This is a genomic window from Microbacterium sp. MMO-56, from assembly GCF_037146215.1.
Classification (GTDB): domain Bacteria; phylum Actinomycetota; class Actinomycetes; order Actinomycetales; family Microbacteriaceae; genus Microbacterium.
On the sequence record NZ_JBBCVW010000011.1, the window covers coordinates 99,339 to 119,492 of the forward strand.

The 20,154-nt window shown below is 70.9% G+C and carries 18 protein-coding genes; 5 read left to right on the forward strand and 13 right to left on the reverse strand.

Annotated elements, in window-relative coordinates; translation table 11 throughout:
• Positions 1–40 precede the first annotated feature (40 nt).
• A complete protein-coding gene (locus WFI00_RS11230; protein WP_336632335.1) occupies positions 41–964 on the forward strand; it encodes an NADP-dependent oxidoreductase in 924 nt (307 codons plus the stop codon).
• 7 nt (positions 965–971) lie between these two features.
• On the opposite strand, the gene WFI00_RS11235 is transcribed toward WFI00_RS11230, so the two are convergent.
• Entirely contained in the window at positions 972–1,340 is a 369-nt protein-coding gene (locus tag WFI00_RS11235) for a sterol carrier family protein (RefSeq protein WP_336632334.1), read from the reverse strand.
• A gap of 150 nt (positions 1,341–1,490) precedes the next feature.
• On the opposite strand from WFI00_RS11235, the gene purD reads away from it, so the two are divergent.
• Entirely contained in the window at positions 1,491–2,762 is a 1,272-nt protein-coding gene (gene purD, locus WFI00_RS11240; RefSeq protein ID WP_336632333.1) for a phosphoribosylamine--glycine ligase, read from the forward strand.
• A 6-nt stretch (positions 2,763–2,768) separates the two neighbouring features.
• Here purD and WFI00_RS11245 read toward each other — a convergent pair whose 3' ends face one another.
• From WFI00_RS11245 to WFI00_RS11260, 4 genes are all read right to left on the reverse strand, one after another.
• Positions 2,769–3,248, reverse strand: coding sequence for a hypothetical protein (locus tag WFI00_RS11245; RefSeq protein WP_336632332.1), 480 nt, complete (start codon positions 3,246–3,248; stop codon positions 2,769–2,771).
• A gap of 176 nt (positions 3,249–3,424) precedes the next feature.
• On the reverse strand, positions 3,425–3,880 hold the full coding sequence (locus WFI00_RS11250) for an anthrone oxygenase family protein (protein ID WP_336632331.1): 456 nt from the start codon (positions 3,878–3,880) through the stop codon (positions 3,425–3,427).
• Positions 3,881–4,027: 147 nt separating this feature from the next.
• Positions 4,028–5,524 (reverse strand): DHA2 family efflux MFS transporter permease subunit, encoded by a 1,497-nt coding sequence (locus tag WFI00_RS11255; RefSeq protein ID WP_336632330.1) that lies wholly within the window; start codon positions 5,522–5,524, stop codon positions 4,028–4,030.
• The gene (locus WFI00_RS11260; RefSeq protein ID WP_336632329.1) at positions 5,521–6,138 is read right to left on the reverse strand and encodes a PadR family transcriptional regulator; all 618 of its coding nucleotides are present in this window, start codon (positions 6,136–6,138) and stop codon (positions 5,521–5,523) included. Before WFI00_RS11260 ends, WFI00_RS11255 begins: the two co-directional genes overlap by 4 nt.
• 69 nt (positions 6,139–6,207) lie before the next feature.
• Here WFI00_RS11260 and WFI00_RS11265 point away from each other — a divergent pair, with 69 nt between their 5' ends.
• Positions 6,208–6,534: a TfoX/Sxy family protein gene (locus tag WFI00_RS11265; RefSeq protein ID WP_336632328.1), complete on the forward strand. Its 327-nt coding sequence runs from the start codon at positions 6,208–6,210 to the stop codon at positions 6,532–6,534.
• Between the two features lie 51 nt (positions 6,535–6,585).
• On the opposite strand, the gene WFI00_RS11270 is transcribed toward WFI00_RS11265, so the two are convergent.
• From WFI00_RS11270 to WFI00_RS11305, 8 genes are all read right to left on the reverse strand, one after another.
• Positions 6,586–7,752: a DUF4185 domain-containing protein gene (locus WFI00_RS11270; protein ID WP_336632327.1), complete on the reverse strand. Its 1,167-nt coding sequence runs from the start codon at positions 7,750–7,752 to the stop codon at positions 6,586–6,588.
• 45 nt (positions 7,753–7,797) lie between these two features.
• Positions 7,798–9,921, reverse strand: a complete 2,124-nt coding sequence (locus WFI00_RS11275; protein ID WP_336632326.1) for a hypothetical protein — start codon at positions 9,919–9,921, stop codon at positions 7,798–7,800.
• 14 nt (positions 9,922–9,935) lie between these two features.
• On the reverse strand, positions 9,936–10,748 hold the full coding sequence (locus WFI00_RS11280) for a carbohydrate ABC transporter permease (protein WP_336632325.1): 813 nt from the start codon (positions 10,746–10,748) through the stop codon (positions 9,936–9,938).
• A 1-nt stretch (position 10,749) separates the two neighbouring features.
• Positions 10,750–11,625, reverse strand: coding sequence for a carbohydrate ABC transporter permease (locus WFI00_RS11285; RefSeq protein ID WP_336632324.1), 876 nt, complete (start codon positions 11,623–11,625; stop codon positions 10,750–10,752).
• Between the two features lie 8 nt (positions 11,626–11,633).
• Positions 11,634–12,902, reverse strand: a complete 1,269-nt coding sequence (locus WFI00_RS11290) for an ABC transporter substrate-binding protein (protein ID WP_336632323.1) — start codon at positions 12,900–12,902, stop codon at positions 11,634–11,636.
• Positions 12,903–13,002: 100 nt separating this feature from the next.
• Positions 13,003–14,826, reverse strand: coding sequence for a class I mannose-6-phosphate isomerase (locus WFI00_RS11295; protein WP_336632322.1), 1,824 nt, complete (start codon positions 14,824–14,826; stop codon positions 13,003–13,005).
• Positions 14,823–15,707, reverse strand: coding sequence for an ROK family protein (locus WFI00_RS11300; RefSeq protein WP_336632321.1), 885 nt, complete (start codon positions 15,705–15,707; stop codon positions 14,823–14,825). Before WFI00_RS11300 ends, WFI00_RS11295 begins: the two co-directional genes overlap by 4 nt.
• Positions 15,708–15,821: 114 nt before the next feature.
• Positions 15,822–16,850 (reverse strand): LacI family DNA-binding transcriptional regulator, encoded by a 1,029-nt coding sequence (locus tag WFI00_RS11305; protein ID WP_336632320.1) that lies wholly within the window; start codon positions 16,848–16,850, stop codon positions 15,822–15,824.
• 114 nt (positions 16,851–16,964) lie between these two features.
• On the opposite strand from WFI00_RS11305, the gene WFI00_RS11310 reads away from it, so the two are divergent.
• Together WFI00_RS11310 and WFI00_RS11315 are read left to right on the forward strand one after the other, a co-directional pair.
• Positions 16,965–17,930 (forward strand): phosphoribosylaminoimidazolesuccinocarboxamide synthase, encoded by a 966-nt coding sequence (locus WFI00_RS11310; RefSeq protein ID WP_336632319.1) that lies wholly within the window; start codon positions 16,965–16,967, stop codon positions 17,928–17,930.
• A gap of 203 nt (positions 17,931–18,133) precedes the next feature.
• Complete coding sequence (locus WFI00_RS11315) at positions 18,134–19,489, forward strand: uracil-xanthine permease family protein (RefSeq protein WP_336632318.1); 1,356 nt, start codon at positions 18,134–18,136, stop codon at positions 19,487–19,489.
• The last annotated feature ends 665 nt before the right edge of the window (positions 19,490–20,154 follow it).

Genomic DNA, 20,154 nt, shown 5'->3' on the forward strand with positions numbered 1-20,154 from the left:
CGGGGGAATGCCGGCGCCGGGGCGCCGGTTGGCACGCAGCATGAAGGCACTCGTCTACTCGGAGTTCGGCGGCAACGACCGCTTCCACCTGACGGAGCAGGAGCGGCCGCACAACGGCCCCGACACGCTCGTCGTCCGCGTCGTCGCGGCGGGGATCAATCCCGTCGACTACAAGATCCGCGAGGGCTACCTGCGCGGGCTCCTCGACACCCGGCTTCCCGCCGTGCCCGGGTGGGACGTTGCCGGCATCGTCGAGCAGACCGGGCTCGACACCCCGGAGTTCGCCGTCGGCGACGCCGTCCTCGCGTACGCCCGCGCCGACGTCGTCGAACACGGCTCGCTCGCCGAGTTCATGCCGGTGCCCGTGCGCACCGCGACGCACAAGCCCGACGGCCTCTCCTTCGAGCAGGCCGCGGCGCTCCCCCTCACGGGCCTCACCGCACTGCAGGCCCTCGACCGCGCGGGCGTGCGGGACGGACAGACCGTGCTCATCCACGGAGCCGCCGGCGGCGTCGGATCCATCGGCGTGCAGCTCGCCGCGCGCCGAGGCGCCCGCGTGGTCGGCACGGCATCGGAGCGCAACCACGACTACCTCCGCGACCTCGGCGCCGAACCCGTCTCGTACGGCGACGGGCTCGAGGCGGCCGCGCGCGCCCTCGCCCCGGAGGGGTACGACGTCATCGTCGACTTCGCGGGCGGCGCGTCGCTCGACAGCGTCCCGGCGCTGCTCGCCGACGGCGGCACCGTCGTCTCGATCGCCGACGCCCGCGCCCGCACCGAGTTCGGCGGGCACTACGTCTGGGTGCGACCCGACGCCGCGCAGCTGGGCGAGCTCGCCCGGCTCGTCGCCGACGGCGAGCTGCGGGTCGAGATCGCCGCGACCTATCCGCTCGACGAGGGAGCGGCCGCGTACGCCGCGCTCGAGGAGGGCCACACCCGCGGCAAGATCGTCGTCACCGTCTGAGGCGGGATCAGGGGCGCAGCGGCAGCAGCCCGGCGAGATCGGCGCGGGTGCCCGACGCCAGGATGCGACCGGCAGCGAGGGCGTCCGACCACTCCTCGACCCCTCGCGCGAGGTCGATCCACGTGTCGGCATCCGTCTCGACGACGTTCGGCGGCGTGCCGCGGGTGTGCCGGGGCCCCTCGATCACCTGGACGGCGCCGAACGGCGGAACCCGCACCTCGACCGTGTTGCCCGGCGCCTTCTCGGCGAGCAGCTGCAACAGGTAGCGCACCGCCGCCGCGAGATCGGGGCGGGCCGGTGCCGCGCCGTCAGCGCGGGCGGCGTCGACGGCGGCCAGGGCGGCACGGCCGTCGTCGGTCGAGATCCTGCGGGCCATGTCTCCACGGTAGCCCGTTCACAACTCCGGAAGAACGGGCCCCCGGCCCCCGCCGCACCGCGGCAGCACGCGGCACGGACCGCCGCGGGGTCACGGCATTCCGGAGATGTGAACCGCGAGGCCGCGCCACACCCTCGGTAGGCTGACCGGGTGCGCATACTCGTCCTCGGTTCCGGTGCCCGCGAGCACGCCATCCTCCTCGCCCTGAAGGCGGAGGGCGACGGTCACGAGCTCTTCGCCGCCCCCGGCAACGCGGGCATCGCCGCCGACGCGACGATCGTCGAGGGGCTCGTCGCCGAGGATCCGGCCCAGGTCACGGATTACGCCAACGACGCGCAGATCGACCTCGTGATCGTCGGCCCCGAGGCCCCCCTCGTGGCCGGCGTCGCCGACGCGCTCCGCGAGCGCGGCATCCCCGTGTTCGGCCCCGGTCGCGCCGCCGCCCAGCTGGAGGGTTCGAAGGCCTTCGCGAAGCGGATCATGGACGCCGCGGGCGTGCCGACCGGCCGCGCGGTCCGGGCGGCGACCCTGGCCGAGGCGACCGCCGTCCTGGACGACTTCGGCGCGCCCTACGTCGTGAAGGCGGACGGCCTCGCGGCAGGCAAGGGCGTCGTCGTCACCGACGACCGCGCCGCCGCCCTCGCCCACGCGGAGGCGTATCTGCCGACGGGTCCCGTCCTCGTGGAGGAGTTCCTCTCCGGGCCGGAGGTCTCGCTCTTCTTCGTCAGCGACGGCGACACCGTGCGCGCCCTGAGCCCCGCCCAGGACTTCAAGCGCGCCTACGACGGCGACGCCGGCCCCAACACCGGCGGCATGGGCGCCTACTCGCCGCTGCCCTGGCTCGCCGAGCGCTTCGGCAGCGAGCAAGCCTTCGTCGAGGAGGTCACCCGCACGGTCGCCGAGCCCGTCATCCGGACCCTGGATGCCGAAGGGACACCTTTCATCGGGTTGCTGTACGCCGGGCTCATCCTCACCGACGACGGCGTGAAGGTGATCGAGTTCAACGCGCGCTTCGGCGACCCCGAGACCCAGGTCGTGCTCGCGCGGATGACGAGTCCGCTGTCGCGCCTGCTGATGTCGGCCGCCGGCGGCCACCTCGAGGACGAGCCTGCCCCGACCTTCGCCGACACGGCCGCCATCACCGTCGTCCTCGCGAGCGCGGGATACCCGGAGAGCCCGATCACGGGCCGCGTCATCGAGGGCGCGGACGCCGCGGCATCCCACCCCGGCGTGCACATCGCACACGCCGCGACCGCCGAACGCGACGGCCGGCTCGTGGCGACCGGCGGACGCGTGCTCAACGTCGTCGCGACCGGGGACACCTTCGCGACGGCGCGTGCACGCGCCTACGCCGCCCTCGCCGAGATCTCGCTGGAGGGCGCGCACTTCCGGTCGGACATCGCCGCGCTCGTCGCGGACTGACGGGGATCAGAACGGCGGGTCGACGTTCATGACCCGCACCCAGGCCGCGGTGACGGAGTCGGTGCGGACGAACGAGACCTGCACCGGTCCACGGTAACCGGGGCTCGCGATGAAGGACGAGGCGGGATCGGCGCAGTCGATCGTGCCGGTGAGCAGAGTGCGTCCGGAGTCGGAGGGATCCGCCGTGAGGACGCGGTAGGCGAAGGAATCCCCCTCGCAGGCGGCCTCGATCGTGAAGGCCTCGCCGAGGAGGGCGGGGCCCGTGGTGGACGCCATGCTGCTGCCGGGTTCGCCCGTGAAGACCGCGATCCCCGCCTGATCCGGTTCCGCCTCGGGAGTCGGGAGCGTGCGCGTGGGGGTCGGAGTCGGTTCCGCGACCGCGCCGGCGGAATCCGGGGCGTCGGTGGGGTCGCCGGTCTCCGTTGCGGAGCATCCGGCCAGCGCGAGTGCGCAGGCGAGCAGAGCGATCGGGGCTGCGTTTCTCATCCCCCGACGCTAACCGCCCCCGTCCCGGTCGGTCGACCCCCCTTGACACCCCGCCCGGGGCACGCGCCCGGGGCACGCGAGACCGCCCGAATGTCACGTTCCGGGGGCGAAACCCGTCCATTCGGGCGGTCTCGCGGGGTAGCTGTCACCACCACGGTCAGGAGACGTCCCGCCGGTCATCCGAGCTGGGCGACGAGGGCGACGGTGAACAGGATGAAACCGGCGGCGGCTGCGCTCGAGCGCAGGACGTCGATGCGCTCCCACCGGGTGACGACGTGACGCCAGTTCGCGGGAGGGGCGGCGGGATCCCAGTCGTTGACGCCCATGTTGATCGGCACGGTGCCGAGGAACGACGACAGTGCGAAGACGACCATCGCCGCCATGCCGGCGATGCGCCAGGCGAAGCCGTCAGCGCCGCCGGCGGCGATGACGAGCGCCACGGAGGCCAGCAGAGTGGGCACCATCAGGATGGGCACCACCACCTTGAGCCTTCTCACCAGAGCGATGCGCGTTCGCACGTGGGCGTCGTCGGGGAGGGAGGAGATCGCCGGCTGGATGCCCCAGCGAACGATGAGCTCTTCGCCGGCGAGCAGGCCCGCGAGGACGAGTTGAACGGTCAGCAGAACAGTCATGAGGAGCACGATCCCTTTCCGGGACTACCTGATTCCGTGGCAACGCGAGACCGCCCGAATGTCACGTTCCGGGGACGAAACCCGTGTATTCGGGCGGTCTCGCGGCCTAAGGCCTGAGACCTGAGGCCTGCGGCCTGACGCCTGCCGTCAGCGCTTGACGAGGTGGGCGGGACGCTGCATGAACAGCACGGCCACGACACCGATCAGCATCACCGCCGCGGGCAGGAGCATCGTCTGCGCCATCGCGGTCGAGAACCCCGGGATGACCACGTCGGGCAGCTTCCCCGAGCCGAACTCACCGCCCGCGCCGCCCGCCGCGGGCAGGTTCGCCGTCAGCCGGTTCTGCATGAACGCGGCGATCGCCGCCGACCCCAGCACCGAGCCGATCGTGCGGGTCGTGTTGTAGATGCCCGATCCCGCCCCGGCCTGACGCGGCGCGAGGTTGCGGGTCGCGGTGGTTGCGAGCGGCCCCCACATCCCCGCCTGCGCGATGCCCATGAGGCCCGACGGCAGCAGGAACATCCAGGTCTCGCTGTCGGGGTTCATCAGCGACGCGTACCAGAGCAGCGAGATCGTCGTCAGCAGCAGCCCGGGCACGAGCAGCACCCGCGGGTCGACGCGGTCGAGGATGCGCCCCGCGATCGGCGAGAGGACGCCCGCGAGGATCGCCATCGGGATGAGCAGCAGCGCCGCCTCGGTCGGGGTGAGCCCGCGCGCGAGCTGGTAGAAGAACATCATCGGCAGCGACATGGCCGTGACCGTGAAGCCGACGGTCGCGATCCCGATGTTGGCGACCGAGAAGTTCCGGTCACGGAAGAGCTCCAGCGGCACGAGCGCCTCGCTCTTCGTCTTGGACTGCTGCCAGATGAACAGCGCCATGACGACGATGCCCGCACCGATCATGGTCCAGATCCAGCCGGCCCAGTCGTAGTGCTCGCCCTCCTGCAGGCCGAACACGATGAGGAACAGCCCGATCGCGCTGAGGAACACGCCGACCATGTCGAACCGGTGCTCGTGGGTCTCGAGGTTCGGCACGAGCATCCACGCCAGCACGAAGCCGATCACACCGACCGGGAGGTTCACGAAGAAGATCCACTCCCACCCGAAGCCGTCTACCAGCAGACCGCCGGCCAGCGGACCGACGAGCATCGCGACGCCCGAGGTGGCACCCCACAGGCCCATCGCCGCGCCGCGCTTGCTCGGCGGGAACGTGCGGGTGATGACGGCCATCGTCTGCGGCGTCATGAGGGATGCCCCGACGCCCTGGATCGCGCGGAAGACGATCAGCATCTCGAGGCTCGACGACAAGCCGCAGCCGAGCGAGGCGAGGGTGAAGATCGCGAGGCCGATCAGGTAGATCCGCTTCGGCCCGAAGCGATCGCCGAGGCGTCCCGTGATCAGCAGCGGGACGGCGTAGGCCAGGAGGTACGCGGAGGTGACCCACACGACGTTGTCGAGGTTGTTGGTGCTCGGGTCGAGAGCCGCCTTGATCGCGGGGTTCGCGACAGAGACGATCGTCGTGTCGACGAGGATCATGAAGAACCCGATGACGAGCGCCCACAGGGCGGGCCACGGGCTGTGGGCGGCGGGCACGCTCCCGGTGGGGGGCTTCGCCTGCCGGGACGAGGTGGTGGATTCGGTCATTGCCGTGCGGCCTCTCTCTGAGCCAGATAACGGTCGGTCTTCTCGTGTGTTCCCCACACGAAGTCGGGTCGGGCCAGCCGCTCGATGAAGGCGGCGAGCCAGTCGTGGTCGGCCTGGAGCAGCACACTGCGCCGGTCGGCCTCGATGAGGTACTGCTCCAGCGAGGCATTGCCCCGTGCGCCGGCGAGCGCATCACGGTACTCGCCGCATTCCACGGCGAGGGCCGCCAGCCGCGTCCGCAGCAGGGTCAGCACCTCGTCACGGCCGAGGTTGTGCGCCTCGGCGAGCGCGACACGGAACTCGGCGGAGCGTCCGAGGCTCGGCAGCTCACGACGCACCCAGTCCGTGATGGCGGCGTTGCCGGCATCCGTCAGAGCGTACGTCGTGCGCTCGGGACGATTGCCGTCGCGATCGACCCCGACCTCCGCGATGAGCCCGCACTTCTCCAGCCGCGTGACGGTGTGGTACACCGTGCCGTTGGTGAACGGGACCATCCGGTGATCCTGCCGGTGGCGCATCAGACGCATCATCTCGTAGGGGTGCATCGGGTCCTCCCGGAGGAGGGCGAGCAGCACCACCCCGAGCGGGGTCAGCCGGGCCAGCGGGTCTTTCATGGAGTACTCCGTATCGATTAGTCCAGATGGACTATACAACGATCGCGGCCGTCCGGCTACTGTCGGTCCATGACCGAGGATCCGCGCGCCGTGTTCGACGACATCGCCGCCGAGTACATGGTGCTCCCGGGCGTCGACATCGGTCCGATGTTCGGCAGCGAGGGCCTGCGCATCCGCGGCAAGGTCTTCGCCTTCCTCGCCTCCGGGCAGAGCCTCATCGCGAAGCTGCCCGAGGCGCGCGTGAGCGAGTTCGACGCCTCCGGCAGAGCCGAGCGGATGACGATGCGCGATCGCGCGATGCGCGAGTGGGTCCTCGTCGGCCCCGACGCCCTCGACCTCTGGCCGACGGTGATCGCCGAAGCCTTCTCCTTCGTCGACGACATCACCCCCCGCTGAGCGGGAGGGGGCGGTCAGGGCGCCGCGCGGCGCACGGCGGCCACGGGCCCGCTACGGGCGCACCGTGAGCCGCACCTCCAAGAACCGGGGCCGGTAGATCGACACGTCGTCGTACACGTCGCCGACGTTGTCGAACGAGTTGACGTTGTAGGTGACCAGGAGCCGGTCGCCGCGTCGGAGGTCCGGGTGCTCGTGCGCGTTGTAGGTGTAGACGTCGGCGTCGGCGTAGCTGCCGGCGGCACCGGTCTCCGGTGTCCGATAGAGCTCCACCGGATCCGTGAACGGCCCGGTGGGCGAGCAGGCCGTACGCGCGACGATGCGAGAGCCGAAGAGCTCGGAGGTGTCGTGGGTGACAAGCAGATACCCGTCGCGGAAGGGTGCGACGCTGAACTCGTTCGCCACGTACGGCACGACCGGTGTCGCGTCGCCCTCCGCCGCCGACCAGTCCGAGCCGTTCCAGTACGCCCACGTCCCGGCGAGGCCCTGCCGACTCTCCACGCGGGCGACGTAGGCCGATCGGACCCCGCCCGGGTCGGCGATGCCGTACACGTAGGTGAAGCGCCCGTCCTCCAGCGTCCACGAGCCCCAGTTGATCCCGGTGGCCGAGGGAAGGTCGACGAGGGATGCCACGCGCAGCGTGTCCCGGTCGAGCGTGGCGAGCCGGTTCGCCGTCCAGGCGAAGTCCCACTGCCCCGATCCGGTCTTCGTGAACTCCAGGAGGGGAACCTGGACGGTCCCCCGCGGGCCGGCGGCCGGATCGCCGATCCAGTACCAGCTCCCCTCGCGCGGCGGCGGGACGACCGCCGTCGGATCGGCGGGGGTCCCGCCGGTGACGGTCGAGAACCGCCCCCGGCGATCCTCGACGACCACGGAGTTGTTGACGAACGGGGAATCGGCGGGCCGGGAGCCGTCCGCCTCGACCTGGCCGAGGAAGGTGTCGGAGAAGAACCATCCCGTGGCCCCCCGTCCGAGCGGGAGTGAGAAGGTGCTGTCGCCGCCCGTCCATCCCTGTCCGGAATCGCCGTAGGCGGCGAACGCCTCCGTCCGGCCGGTGTCGATACGCACGCTCGCCTCGAGCGTCCGGTCGACGAGCGTGCAGTGGCGCGGGCCCGGATGCGCGGGGAGGCGATCGTCCGCGATGCCCGGTGACGCGCCGGAGCCGAGGCCGGCGGTGAGGGCGATCGTCGCGAGCGCGGCGGCGATGGGGACGGTTCTCATATCCACTCCTTCGTGATCATGACGTCGGCGACTCGACCGCGCCGCTCACCCGGTGGGGGCGACGACCTCCACGCGGCCGTCCGCGTGGACGTCGTACCGGGTGTCCCCGACCCGCAGGCCGTGCAGCACGGCCCGCGGGTCCAGGGCGCGTACGCACCCCCCGGCGCGCACCCTCCCGCCGGCGTCGACGGTGACGCCGAACAGGCCTTCGATGACGAGCTCGACCCATGCGCCCGAGGACGAGCAGGCCCAGTCGATGATGTACGGGAGCTGCGGGGGCGCCTTGCGCGCACCCCCGTTGATCGACGGCACCGCCTCGTCTACGAAGTGCGCCTGCCCCATGGGGCCCTGGTTGGCCGAGCGCGACAAGCCCTCCACCCAGTCGACGAGCACCTCGCCCGCGCCGAGAGCCGCGAGCGCCCTCCCCGCATCCGCGGGCCACGCCGGGTACGCACCGTTCCACTGGTGGTCCGGGCGCACGCTGTAGCTCGCATCGGGGTCCCAGGGCGACAGGGCGCGCATCCAGTTCTCCGTCTGCAGCTCGCGGCGGAAGAACGCCACCATCCCCGCACGGACGTCGGGGGAGAGATCGTCCGCGATGGTCGTCCCGACCACGCTGAAGTCATAGCAGTGGCGCACCGTGAGGAGGGTGCCGTCGGGCTGTCCGGCCTGGAACACGCCCTCGTCCGGGACGTAGCGCTCGACGACGGCTCCCACGAGGGCATCCGCGTCGGCGCGCAGCTCCGGCGCGAGCTCTCCCTCCCCCGCGAGCTCCGCCAGCTCGGCCGCCGCCCGCATGCTCCAGACGTTGGCGGCGTTGAGGCTCGCCACCTCGTGGGTGTACGAGCTCACGCACTCGAGGAGGTTGTCGATCTCGCCGTAGTCGGCGAGGGGGCCCGCCCCCCGCCGTTCCCGCCACGCGGTCGCCCACGCGCGCACCCACTGAGAGACAGTGACGCCCGCGATCGTCTCGCCCAGGAAGGCGACGTCGCCGGTGAACCGGACGTAGTCGTGCACGAGCCGGGTCATGGCGTAGTCGTTGACGGAGTACCAGCGCCCCACCGGTCCTCCGGTGAGCGAGGACGTCCCGAAGTGCGAGTGGATGTCGAGGGTGATCCACTGCCGGAGCTGCGCGCGCATCTCGCCCGGATCGAGGAGGGCATGGCTCAGGGAGCTGAGGCTGTAGTCCCAGATGAAGGTGGTCGTCCCCCAGTAGTTCGGCATCAGGGTGTCGTACGAGCGCCCGAGCACGTTGCCGGGGAAGTCGCGGCGGAACCAGATCACACCGAGCACGGCCCACCAGTAGATCCGGCGGAGCGGCGCGGACGTGGTCTCCAGCACGGGGAGCGCCCCGCTGAACTCATCGTTCTGGGGAGAGAAGGCCGCGGCGAGCTGGTGGTTCCAGAACGCCTCGGCGGCCGCCGCGGCCCCGCGCACGTCCGCCGCGACGGCGGCGTAGGTCGACTCCGCCTCGCTCTCCTCGACACCGAGGGCGTGGACGTAGCCGGCGTGCGCGACACCGCCGGCGGGCACCGCGAGGTCGATCGTCAGGTCGCCGCCGCGCCCGTTCCCGCCGATGCCGGTGTCGAACGGATGGGACGGCTCGGCCACCCCGCTGAGGGCCGCCCGACCGCCGACGATCCCCTGCACGCTCCACGCCGCGCCGTCGGGTGACGAGAACACGATCCGCTCGCCCCTCAGCTCCGCGCGATCGAGACCGGACGGCGACTCCGCGTCGAGCCAGGCGGTCGCGGCTCGGGTGACGCGCGCGGCCGCGGACAGGCCGATCCGCACACGCCGCTCGGACTCCCCGAGCGCGCGCACCGCGATGTCGATCACGACGGCGGCTCGCCCGGGCACGCAGACCGTGGTCGTCACGATCTCGAGGTCGTCCAGGCGGGCTCGGCGGACGACGCGGTCGGGCCGCCACTCGTGCGTGACGGGGACGCCGTACGAGGCGAACAGCCGGCCGTCGACGAACAGCGCCGCGGTCTGGGTCAGCCCCTGCGACACCGGCGGGAACTGCACCGCCGTGATCGCGGTCGGATCGTGGTCGACCCGCACCGTCCCGAGCATGTTCGTCAGCCCCGAGGGCGCGATCATGTCGTCGTCGTGGTGGGTCACCGGGTCTGCGGCCAGGTCGTGCACGGTCGGGATCGCGGAGGTCATCGGTCTCTTTCGGTTCAGTACTGCCCGAGCGCGAGGCCCTTGGCGAAGAATCTCTGGGTACAGAGGAAGAGGATGACCGTCGGCAGCGACACCAGCAGCGCGGCGGCGAGCACGACCGACATCTGCGCACCGCCGTACGTGCTCTGCATCCCGGAGAGGGTCGTGATGATCGGACGGATGTCGTCGGACTGGCTCAGGGTGAGTCCGAGCAGCAGATCGTTCCACACGAACGTCGCCTGCAGGATGAAGATCGCGACGAGGGCGCTGGATGCCATCGGCAGATACATCCGGGTGAAGATCCGCCAGGTCGTGGCTCCGTCGAGGACCGCGGCCTCGAAGACGTTGTAGGCGACTCCGGTGAAGAAGTTGCGCATGACGAAGGCCGCGAACGGGATCGAGATCGCGGTGTAGATGAGGATCATCCCGACCCGCGTGTCGAACAGCGACGTGCGCGAGTACGCGTCGAACAGCGGGAGCAGCACCATCTGCAGGGGGAAGACCGTGCCCCCGAAGATGACGACGAACCACGCGAAGCCGTGCCGCAGCCGCAGCGCGACGATCGCGAACCCGGCGGCCGCGCCGACGGCGACGGCGACGGCCGGCGCCACCACCGCGTACAGAGTGGTGCTGAGGATGCTGTCGCCGAGGCCCGAGAGAGCGATCGCCGAGGCGAAGTTCTCGACGAGATGGAGATCGGTGGGGACCCATGCCTCTCGGGTCGAGAAGGTCGTCGGGTCCTTCATGGCGTTGACGACCAGGAGGTACGCGGGGAGGAGCCACACGAGGCCGAGGACCACGAGGACGCCGATGCGGAGGATCTTCGTCATGTCAGATCTCGTTCTTCGGGGACAGCTGCTGACGCAGGTAGAGGATCGAGGCGACGAGCGTGATGACCGTGAGGAAGACGGCGATGGCCGATCCCAGTCCGTAGTCGCTGTTGACGAAGGTGTCCTTGTACATCGTGAGCGCGAGGGTCTCGGAGGCCGTGCCCGGGCCGCCCTTGGTCATGCCCCAGACGATGTCGAACGTCTTCAGGCTGGCCACGATCGACAGCCCCACGACGACCGCGGTGAGCGGGCGCAGCATGGGCCAGAGGATGCCGGTGAACAGCCGCACCCCGCCCGCGCCGTCGATCCGCGCGGCTTCGAGGGGCTCTTTCGGGATCGCCTGCAGGCCGATCGTGAACAGCAGCGCGTTCACCCCCACGCCCTGCCAGGCCGACGCGATGATCATGACCACGGTGTTGAGGGGGGCATCCAGCAGCCAGCGCGGCGGATCGGTCACGCCGACGAGCGCGAGCGCCTGATCCAGCGCTCCCCCGGACGAGAGGATGAACGACCAGATGACGCCGACGCCGATACCCGACAGCGCGTACGGGATCAGGAAGGGCAGGCGCAGCCAGATCCCGCCCGAGAGGTTCCAGGTCAGGAGGGCGATCGTGAGCCCGATGCCGACGGGGATGACGAGCGTGCCGATCACCCAGAGCACGGTGTTCAGCGCGGATCCGACGAAGTCGGGGTCGGTGAACATCTCGACGTAGTTGTCGAGGCCGATCCACTCGGGGCTGCCGAGCCCGTTGTACCGCGTGAAGCTGAGGAACACCGTCCACAGCAGCGGGAGGTACAGGAGCACGGCCACGAGGATCACGCCCGGGGCGATGAAGCCCCGGGCGGACCACTGGTACGGGGTCCTCTGGTGCGCCATGCGCCGCGTTACCCCTGCCCTGCCCAGTACTTGTCGGCCGTGGCCTGGATCTTCTCGAGGAACGGGAGCGGGTCGCCCGGGTTAGCGGCGAAGGCGCCGAACTGCTCGATCGCGGTCGTGACGATCTCCGTCGGCATGGCCTCGAAGAATCGGTCGTACAGGGAGTAGCCGCTTCCGGAGACCTCCGTGCCGATCTCGGCGAGGGCGGGGTCGGCCACGGTCGCCTTCGGGTTGAAGGCGACATCGCCGTGCGCGGCGTTCCACGCGGTCTGGGCGTCCGGAGACATCCACCACTGCGCGTAGGCGAGTCCGAGATCGCGCTGCGACGAGTTCTCCGCCGTGCACATGGGGCCGGACTCCACGGCGACGGGGGTCGTGCCGAGGTCGCCGTTGACGGCGGGGATGACGAACATGCCGTAGTCGTCGGACGTCATGCCCGCACTCTTCAGGTTGCCCGCGAAGAACGTGCCGAAGTCGATCATCGCGAAGTCGCCCTGCTTCAGCGCCACCGCGGGATCGGTCGAGCTGCCCGCATCGCTGAACCAGCCCTTCTTCTCCTCGTCGAGCCAGGTGTTCATGATGGCGACGATCTTCGGATCGGTGTACTTCACGCTGCCGTCGGCCAGCCCGCTGTACAGGGCGGGGTCCGTCGACGCGACGAGGTGCTGGAACCAGGGGAAGGTGAACAGGGTGCTCGTCTGGTAGTACGGGGTCACCCCGGCCGCCTTGAGAGTGGTCGCGGCCGCGTTCAGCTCGCCCCACGTCGTGGGCACCTGGACGCCGTTGTCGGCGAAGATCTTCTTGTTGTAGAACATGATCCAGTAGGCGATGTTCATCGGGACGCAGTACTGCTTCCCGTCGAAGGTGTAGCTCTTCGCGAGGTCTTCGCTCACCCATCCCTCGTCGATGGCCTTCTTCCAGATGTCGGTCGTCTCGGCCACGAGCCCCTCGTCGACGAGCTGCTTCAGGGACTCACCGGTGTGCCCCGTGAACAGGCCCGGGGACTTGTCCGTGCGGAAGGACTGCTTGATGAAGGCGTCGTACTGGTTCGCGTCGGAGTAGCCCGTCGTCTTGAGCGTGATGTCGGCGGCGCTCCCGCTGGTCGCGTTGAGCGACTCGAAGTCCGGCTTCCAGGCGGCTTTGTCGGTGTAGAAGCCGAGGGTGCCGGTGGTCTCCCCCGTCGTGGCGGGGCCGGGGCCCCCGGAGCATCCGGCGAGCGCGACGGCGCCGATCAGAAGACCGGCCGCCGCCGAGGCGAACGTGCGTCGAGTGGTCATGTGAACTCCCTCGTTCATTTGGTATCGTTACCAGATGCGGTTTTCACCGTATCAAGATGGATGATGCTGTGCAAGAGATCGGGCTCATCCGACGCCGATCTCAGTCATCCGATCGGCGGGTGCCGCGGACGTACGCCTTCACCGTGGCGAAGCGGATACTGCGGGAGCGCTCCGTGCGCTCGATGCGGTACGCGCCCACCGCGGCCGGCACGATGAACGTCTCCGCGTAGTGCACGACGAACGGCGCGAACGCACCCGTCGGGCTCACCACGCGCACCTCGTCCCCCTCCACGAGGTTGAGGACGTTGAGCGTACCGTCCGTGTCGTGGTCGGCACCCTCCTCGAACCAGTGCCGGCGCACTTCGATGAACTCCAGCGCGTGCAGCCCGGTGCGCTCCTCGAGCACCCCGCCGTCGTCGTGGATCGTATCCACGCGGCCGACGAGGTTCTCCTCCACCCACGCCGTGTCGCGGTCCCACTGGATGTTGCGGGCACCGTGGTCGAGGTGCACGGGCCGCGGCACCCCGTCGAGCCCGACGCGGCCCCAGTCCCACAGCTTGAACGTGAAGATGAACGGCGTCGCGGAGATCTCCAGGACCATCGAGTCCGCCCCGGAGCAGTGCACCGTCCCGGCCGGGATGGCGAAGTGGTCGTGCTTGCGCGCGGGGAAGGAGTTGACGTACTGCTCGGCGGGGAAGGGCCGGATGCCGCGCTGCGCCTCCTCGAGGTCGTGCAGCATGGCATCCCGATCGATGCCGGTCTTGGTCCCGAGGTAGACGACCGCATCGTCGCCGGCATCCAGCACGTAGTAGCTCTCGTCCTGCGTGTAGTGCATGCCGAAGGTGTTCTGGATGTAGTCCGTGAGCGGATGCACCTGCAGGCTCAGGTTGCCGCCGTCCATCGTGTCCAGGAAGTCGAAGCGGATCGGGAACTCGGCACCGAACCGGGCGAACGTGCGTGCGCCGAGCAGGCCCACCGGCTGCGCGAAGACGAGGTCGAGCGCGGGGACTTCGACGACGCCGCCCTCCCCCTCCAGCAGGAGGGAGTTCTCCTCGGGCACGCAGTCGAAGCACCACGCGTAGTTGTCCTTGGCGGGATCGAGCCCGATGAGGTTCTTCATCCACTGTCCGCCCCAGACCCCGGGGTCGAAGAACGGCACGACCCGGAACGGACGGGCGGTCGCCCCGCGCAGCGCACCGCGGAACGCCGCACCGGAGATCATCCCCGCCGGCGCCGCGTCGGGATGCGGCTCGGCGGGAGCGATCGCGTTGCCGTCGAGGACGAAGTCGACCGTGTCGAGGAAGGTGCGCTTGTGCCGATCGGCGACGCGCCACTCGACGAAGAAGCCCCGCTTGTACTTGCGGAGGGTGTCCTCCGAGCCGTTGTCGGCACGCCAGTTGGGGGCGCCGCGGCGCTGCCGCAGCTGCAGCTCCCACCGCGCCATGTCCACGAGCACCGTGACGGGTGGGTCCGCCAGCCTCGCGGCGACCAGCTGGGCTCCCCAGCCCACCACGACCGTGCGCGCTCCGAGCCCGGCCGCGAGCGCGTCGAGGCGCGACGGGTCGTAGAAGTCGGCCACCGCGAAGTGGCCCATGACCCCGAACACGCGGTCGTCGGTGAGGTTCGGCGCGATGAGCTCGTCCACGACGTCGGCGGGCAGCGCCGCCGAGGTCACGTCGACGACGGTCCAGTCGGGCAGCGCCGCCTCGATGAGCTCCGTGACGGCGGCGACATCGGCACCCGGGTAGGTGTCGACCAGGAGGACCGGAGACGCCGACCGCTGTGCCGCCCGCTCCGCGGCCGCGACCCAGGCGCCCGGGCCGCGGAGGATGCGCGCGCCCTCCGGAAGAGGGACGGTGGGCTGCGTGTCGTAGCGGCCGCGATCGGTCCGCCCGTCGTGCATGTCGCTGATCGGGGTGCTCACTGCGCCTCCAGTCGGTGAAGGGGATTCGCCGCGGACTGCGCCAGGACGCTCAGACCGCGGGCGACGGACAGTTCGGGGTGCGCGGCGACGACCACACGCGGTGGGGTCATCGACGGCCAGGTGTGGTCGTCCACATACGCCCGCAGGGGTTCAGAGACGGCGCGCCCGGCGCGGAGGACGCCCCCGGAGAGGACGACGACCTCGGGGTCGTACGCGCGGATCAGGGTGACGACGACGGCGCCCCATACGCGCAGGAACCGTTCGCGCAGCTGCGCGGTGTGATCCCGCTCGAACAGATCGCGCATCGTGAGCGGCGCGAACGCGCGCAGGGCGCGTCCGCTGGCCAGCTCCTCGGCGCAGCCGACGTTGCCGCAGGCGCATCGGGGGCCGTCCAGGTCGACGGTGACGTGTCCGCCGAGGATCCCGGCGTGGCCGGATCGTCCGCGCACGAGCGCGCCGCCGACCATCGCGGCGGTGCCGATCCCCGTACCCAGGGTGACCGCGACGACGTCTCGGGCGCCTCTGGCGGACCCGGCCGCGACCTCTCCGATGAGGGCGGCGCGCGCGTCGTTCTCCACGACGGTGGGCGCACCGAAGATCGAGCGCCCCCACGCCGACAGGTCGACGCCGTCGAGGAAGCCGTACTTCTCGTGCGCGTGCAGCATCCGCCCGCTCGCGACGTCGACCACGCCCGGGACGGCGATGCCCACCGCGTCGGGCTCGATGCCCTCGCGGGCGCAGAGTCGTCGCGCGGCGTCGGCCCCCGTCTCGAGGTCGGCCTCCGCCCCGACGACGGCGACGTGCTCGGCGGCCACGACCGCCCCGCCCTCGGCGACGACGATCTTGATCTCCGTCCCGCCGAAGTCGATGCACAGTTCCATGAGGCTCCCTCGTCCCGCGTTGGTAACGATATCAATGAGCTGCTTCGACGTCAACACAGGAGTGCGGCGCCGGACGGTCGCGAGCGGTCGCGGTCGCGACGCCGACGGCGCGCCCTACGGCACGAGGCCGGTGCGCAGCGATACGCCGAGCTCGATCTCGCGCGGTGCGGCGTCGTCCGTCGGGTCGTCGAGGCGATCGAGGAGCAGGCGGGCAGCGGTGCGACCGAGCTCGCGCGGGTCGTGGTCGATCACGCTGATGGGGACCGGCGAGAGCTCGGCGAGCTCGAAGTCGTCGAAGCTCACGATCTCCGGCAGGCGCGCCGCGTCGCGCCGCCCGTGCGCGAGCTGATGGGCGATCTCGCGCAGGGCGCCGATCGAGTTCCGGTTGTTCGCGCAGAAGACGGCCGTCGGAGGCTCCTCCAGGTCGAGCAGCGCGCGGGTCGCGTCGCGGGCCTGGTCGAGCGACTGCTGGTCGCCGCGCACGAGATCGGGGTCGACGGCGATGCCGTGCTCCGCGAGGGCGCGCAGGTACCCGGCATGCCGTCGCCGCCCGGTGAAGATCGACAGGGAATTGCCCAGGTATCCGACCCGGATGTGCCCGCGCTCGAGCAGCATCGCGACGCCTCGGTGGGCTCCGTCCTCATCCGCGAGGACGACGCTGTCGGCCGCGAGACCGTCGACCCGGCGGGACGCGAGGACGACGGGGACGCCCTGCGCCTGCGAATGCGCGAGGTGCGCGGAGCCGCCGCCCGCGGGGACGACGATCAGTCCGTCGACCCGGCGGCCCAGGAAGTCGGAGACGAGCTCCCCCTCGCGCCGCGCATCCTCCGAGGTGTTCCCGAGGAGGATCCGACGCCCCGCGCGCGCCGCCTCCTCCTCCACGCCCAGGGCGAAGGTGCTGTAGTACGGGTTCGCGATGTTGGTGATCGCCACGCCGATCAGCCCGCTGGAGTGACCGGGGCGGATGCTCCGCGCGTTCTCGTTGCGGTGGTAGCCCAGCTCGGCGACCGCGGCGAGCACGCACTCCTGCACCTCGGGCTTGACGTTGACCCCGCCGGAGAGCGTACGCGAGACCGTCATCGGGCTCACCCCCGCATGGCGTGCCACTTCCTTCACCGTCGGTCGACGCGTCCTGTCGCTCATCTCGCCCCGCTTCGCCGCCCTACACCGGTGAGGGAACGTTATCAGCCGCGCGCGGGCGGAGGACGTGCGACGCCGGGCCCCGACCACTAGCCGCTTCACCGCGATAATGGACGCGTGACCGACGCCTCCGCCCCCGCACCCGCCGCCGACCTCCCCGGGTGGGACCACGTCTACTCCGGCAAGGTGCGCGACCTCTACCGCCCGCAGGGCGACGCTCCGGGCTCGGACGAGCGGTTGCTGGTCGTCGCGAGCGACCGCGTGAGCGCGTTCGACCACGTGCTCTCCCCCGGCATCCCCGGCAAGGGCGAACTCCTGACGACGCTGAGCCTGTGGTGGTTCGACCAGCTCGCCGGCGGGGACGGCGGCCCGCGGGTGCCGAACCACCTCGCCGCGAGCCACCGTTTGACCCTCGGCCCAGACGGCGAGGCGAACACCTCCGATGACCTGGTCTCGCTCATCCCCGACGCGGTCGCCGGTCGCGCCATGGTCGTGCGCTCCCTCGACATGCTGCCGATCGAGTGCGTCGTGCGCGGCTACCTCACCGGATCCGGATGGAAGGAATACGTCGCCGAGGGCACCGTGTGCGGCATCCCCCTGCCCGCGGGCCTCCAGGACGGCGACCGCCTGCCCGAACCGCTCTTCACCCCCGCGTACAAGGCGCCGATGGGCGAGCACGACGAGAACATCTCGTTCGCCCGCACGGAGGAGCTGGTCGGAGCCGACCGCGCCGCCGAGCTGCGCGATCTGTCGCTGGCGATCTACCGCCGTGCCGCCGCGACGGCGGAGGCCGCGGGGCTCATCCTGGCGGACACGAAGTTCGAGTTCGGGACGGATGCCGACGGCGTGCTGACGCTCGCCGACGAAGTGCTCACGAGCGACTCGTCGCGGTACTGGGATGCCACGGCCTGGGCATCCGGCTCGACTCCGGCCGAACGGATGGCGAGCTTCGACAAGCAGATCGTGCGCGACTGGCTCGCCGCCGCCTGGGACCAGCAGGGCACGCCGCCCGAGCTGCCGGCCGAGATCGTCGAGCGGACCGCGGCGAAGTACCGCGAGCTGCTCGAGAAGCTCACCGCCTGAGCGGTCGGCGTCCGTCGCGGACGGGTGGCACGGGTACGCCGGCTCGGGTCTCGCCTCGGGCGGGTCGGCCGGGCGCGGCCTCGGTCGCGACGCGTGGTCTTTCCCGGCGCGCGTGCGGCGTTCACAGGCTCCTCCCAGGTAGCCTGGCGACGGCATCCGCCCGTCCCACCCCACGCCCCACCCGATGATCGAGGAGCACGACCATGCCCACCTGGACCCTGCACGGAGACGGCCGCACCGTCGAGCCCGGCGCCGTCGTGAAGCCGCACGAGCGGCTGGGATGGCCGGCGACGATCGCGATCGGGGCTCAGCACGTCGTGGCGATGTTCGGCGCGACGTTCCTCGTGCCGCTGCTGACCGGGTTCCCCGTGTCGACGACCCTGCTGTTCTCGGGGCTCGGCACGATCCTCTTCCTGATCCTGACGGGCAACCGCCTGCCGAGCTACCTGGGGTCGTCGTTCGCGTTCATCGCGCCGATCCTGGCGCTCGGCCCGGGCGGCGGCAAGGCGCTCGAGACCGGTGAGCAGATCAGTCAGGCGCTCCTCGGAGTGTTCGTGACGGGCATCCTGCTGGCTGGCGTCGGCTTCCTCGTGCAGGCGACCGGGACGGGCTGGATCGAGAAGCTCATGCCGCCGGTCGTCTCGGGCGCGATCGTCGCCCTGATCGGGCTGAACCTCGCGCCGGTGGCGTGGTCGAACTTCCAGCAGGATGCCCTGCTGGGTGTCATCACGCTCGCCGCGTGCATCCTGTTCGCGGTGCTGTTCCGCGGGTTCCTCGGACGCGTGTCGATCTTCCTCGGCGTGGTCGTCGGCTACCTCGTGGCGGCCTTCACGGGGCGGATCGACTTCTCCGGCGTCGAGAGCGCCGCGTGGATCGGCCTGCCCCAGTTCCATCTGCCCGCCTTCGGCGACGCGCACGCCTGGTCGATGCTGCCGATGTTCCTGCCCGTCATCCTGGTGCTGATCGCCGAGAACGTCGGACACGTCCGCGGCGTCGCGACCATGACCGGCGACCCGTCGATCAACCGCCGCACCGGCCGCGCCCTTCTCGCGGACGGGCTCGCCACGACGATCGCCGGTCTCGGCGGTGGATCGGGCACGACGACCTACGGCGAGAACATCGGCGTCATGGCGGCGACCCGCGTCTATTCCACCGCAGCGTACTGGGTCGCCGGCGCGTTCGCCGTGCTGCTGGCCTTCTCCCCGAAGATCGGCGCGGTGATCTTCGCGATGCCGGCGGGCGTGCTCGGCGGCGTCACGACCGCGCTCTACGGCCTGATCGGCGTCATCGGGATCAAGATCTGGGTCGACAACCAGGTCGACTTCTCGCGCCCGGTGAACCAGTACACGGTCGCCGTGGCGTTCGTGATCGCGATCGCGGGGTTCACGATGGACCTCGGGAACCTCAGCTTCGGTGCGATCGTCCTCGGCACGGTGGCCGCGCTGGTCATCTACCACGTGGGCAATGCGATCGCCCGGGCCCGTAAGACGGGTGCCGACGACGGCGGACCCATCGTCCCGATCGGTCAGCTCGGCGGCGACCCCGAGAACGTCGGCTGAACCCGGGGAGAGCGGAGGCAGGCCGGGGTCCGGGCTCTTGCCCGGGGAGGGCGGGGGCGGCCCGGGGCGGGGGTCTTGCCCGGGGCGGGGCTCGTGCCCGGAGCGGGGCTCGTGCCCGGGGCGGGGCTCGTGCCCGGGGCGCGTCTCGTGGCATCCGCCTTCATGTTCGGGGTCGCCACTGGTCGCCTCGCCCTGGCTCGAGCACGTTCGGGGTCGCCACTGGTCGCCTCGCCCTCGCTCGAGCAAGTTCGGGGTCGCCAATGGTCGCCTCACCCTCGCTCGAGCATGTTCGGGGTCGCCACTGGTCGCCTCGCCCCGACAACGGCGACACCACGAGACCCCGAACCCGGCGATGGGCGACCACACGCGACCCCGAACATGGATGGCCGGCGGGACGCGCGCACCCATGAGGTCGCTGCCCCCTGCACGCCCGCATCCACACCACCTCGGCAAGTTCTGGGTCGCCACTGGTCACCTAGCCCCAGCTTGAGCAAGTTCGGGGTCGCCATCGGTCGCCTCGCCTCGAGAACGGCGACACCACGCGACCCCAAACCGGCTCTGCGCATTCTAGGTGGGGGTGAGGGGGTCAAGTCCGCCGGCGATCAGGAGCATGCGGAGCCGGTAGTTGTCGTAGTTGGTGAAGCCGCGGGCGATCCGGCGGGCGA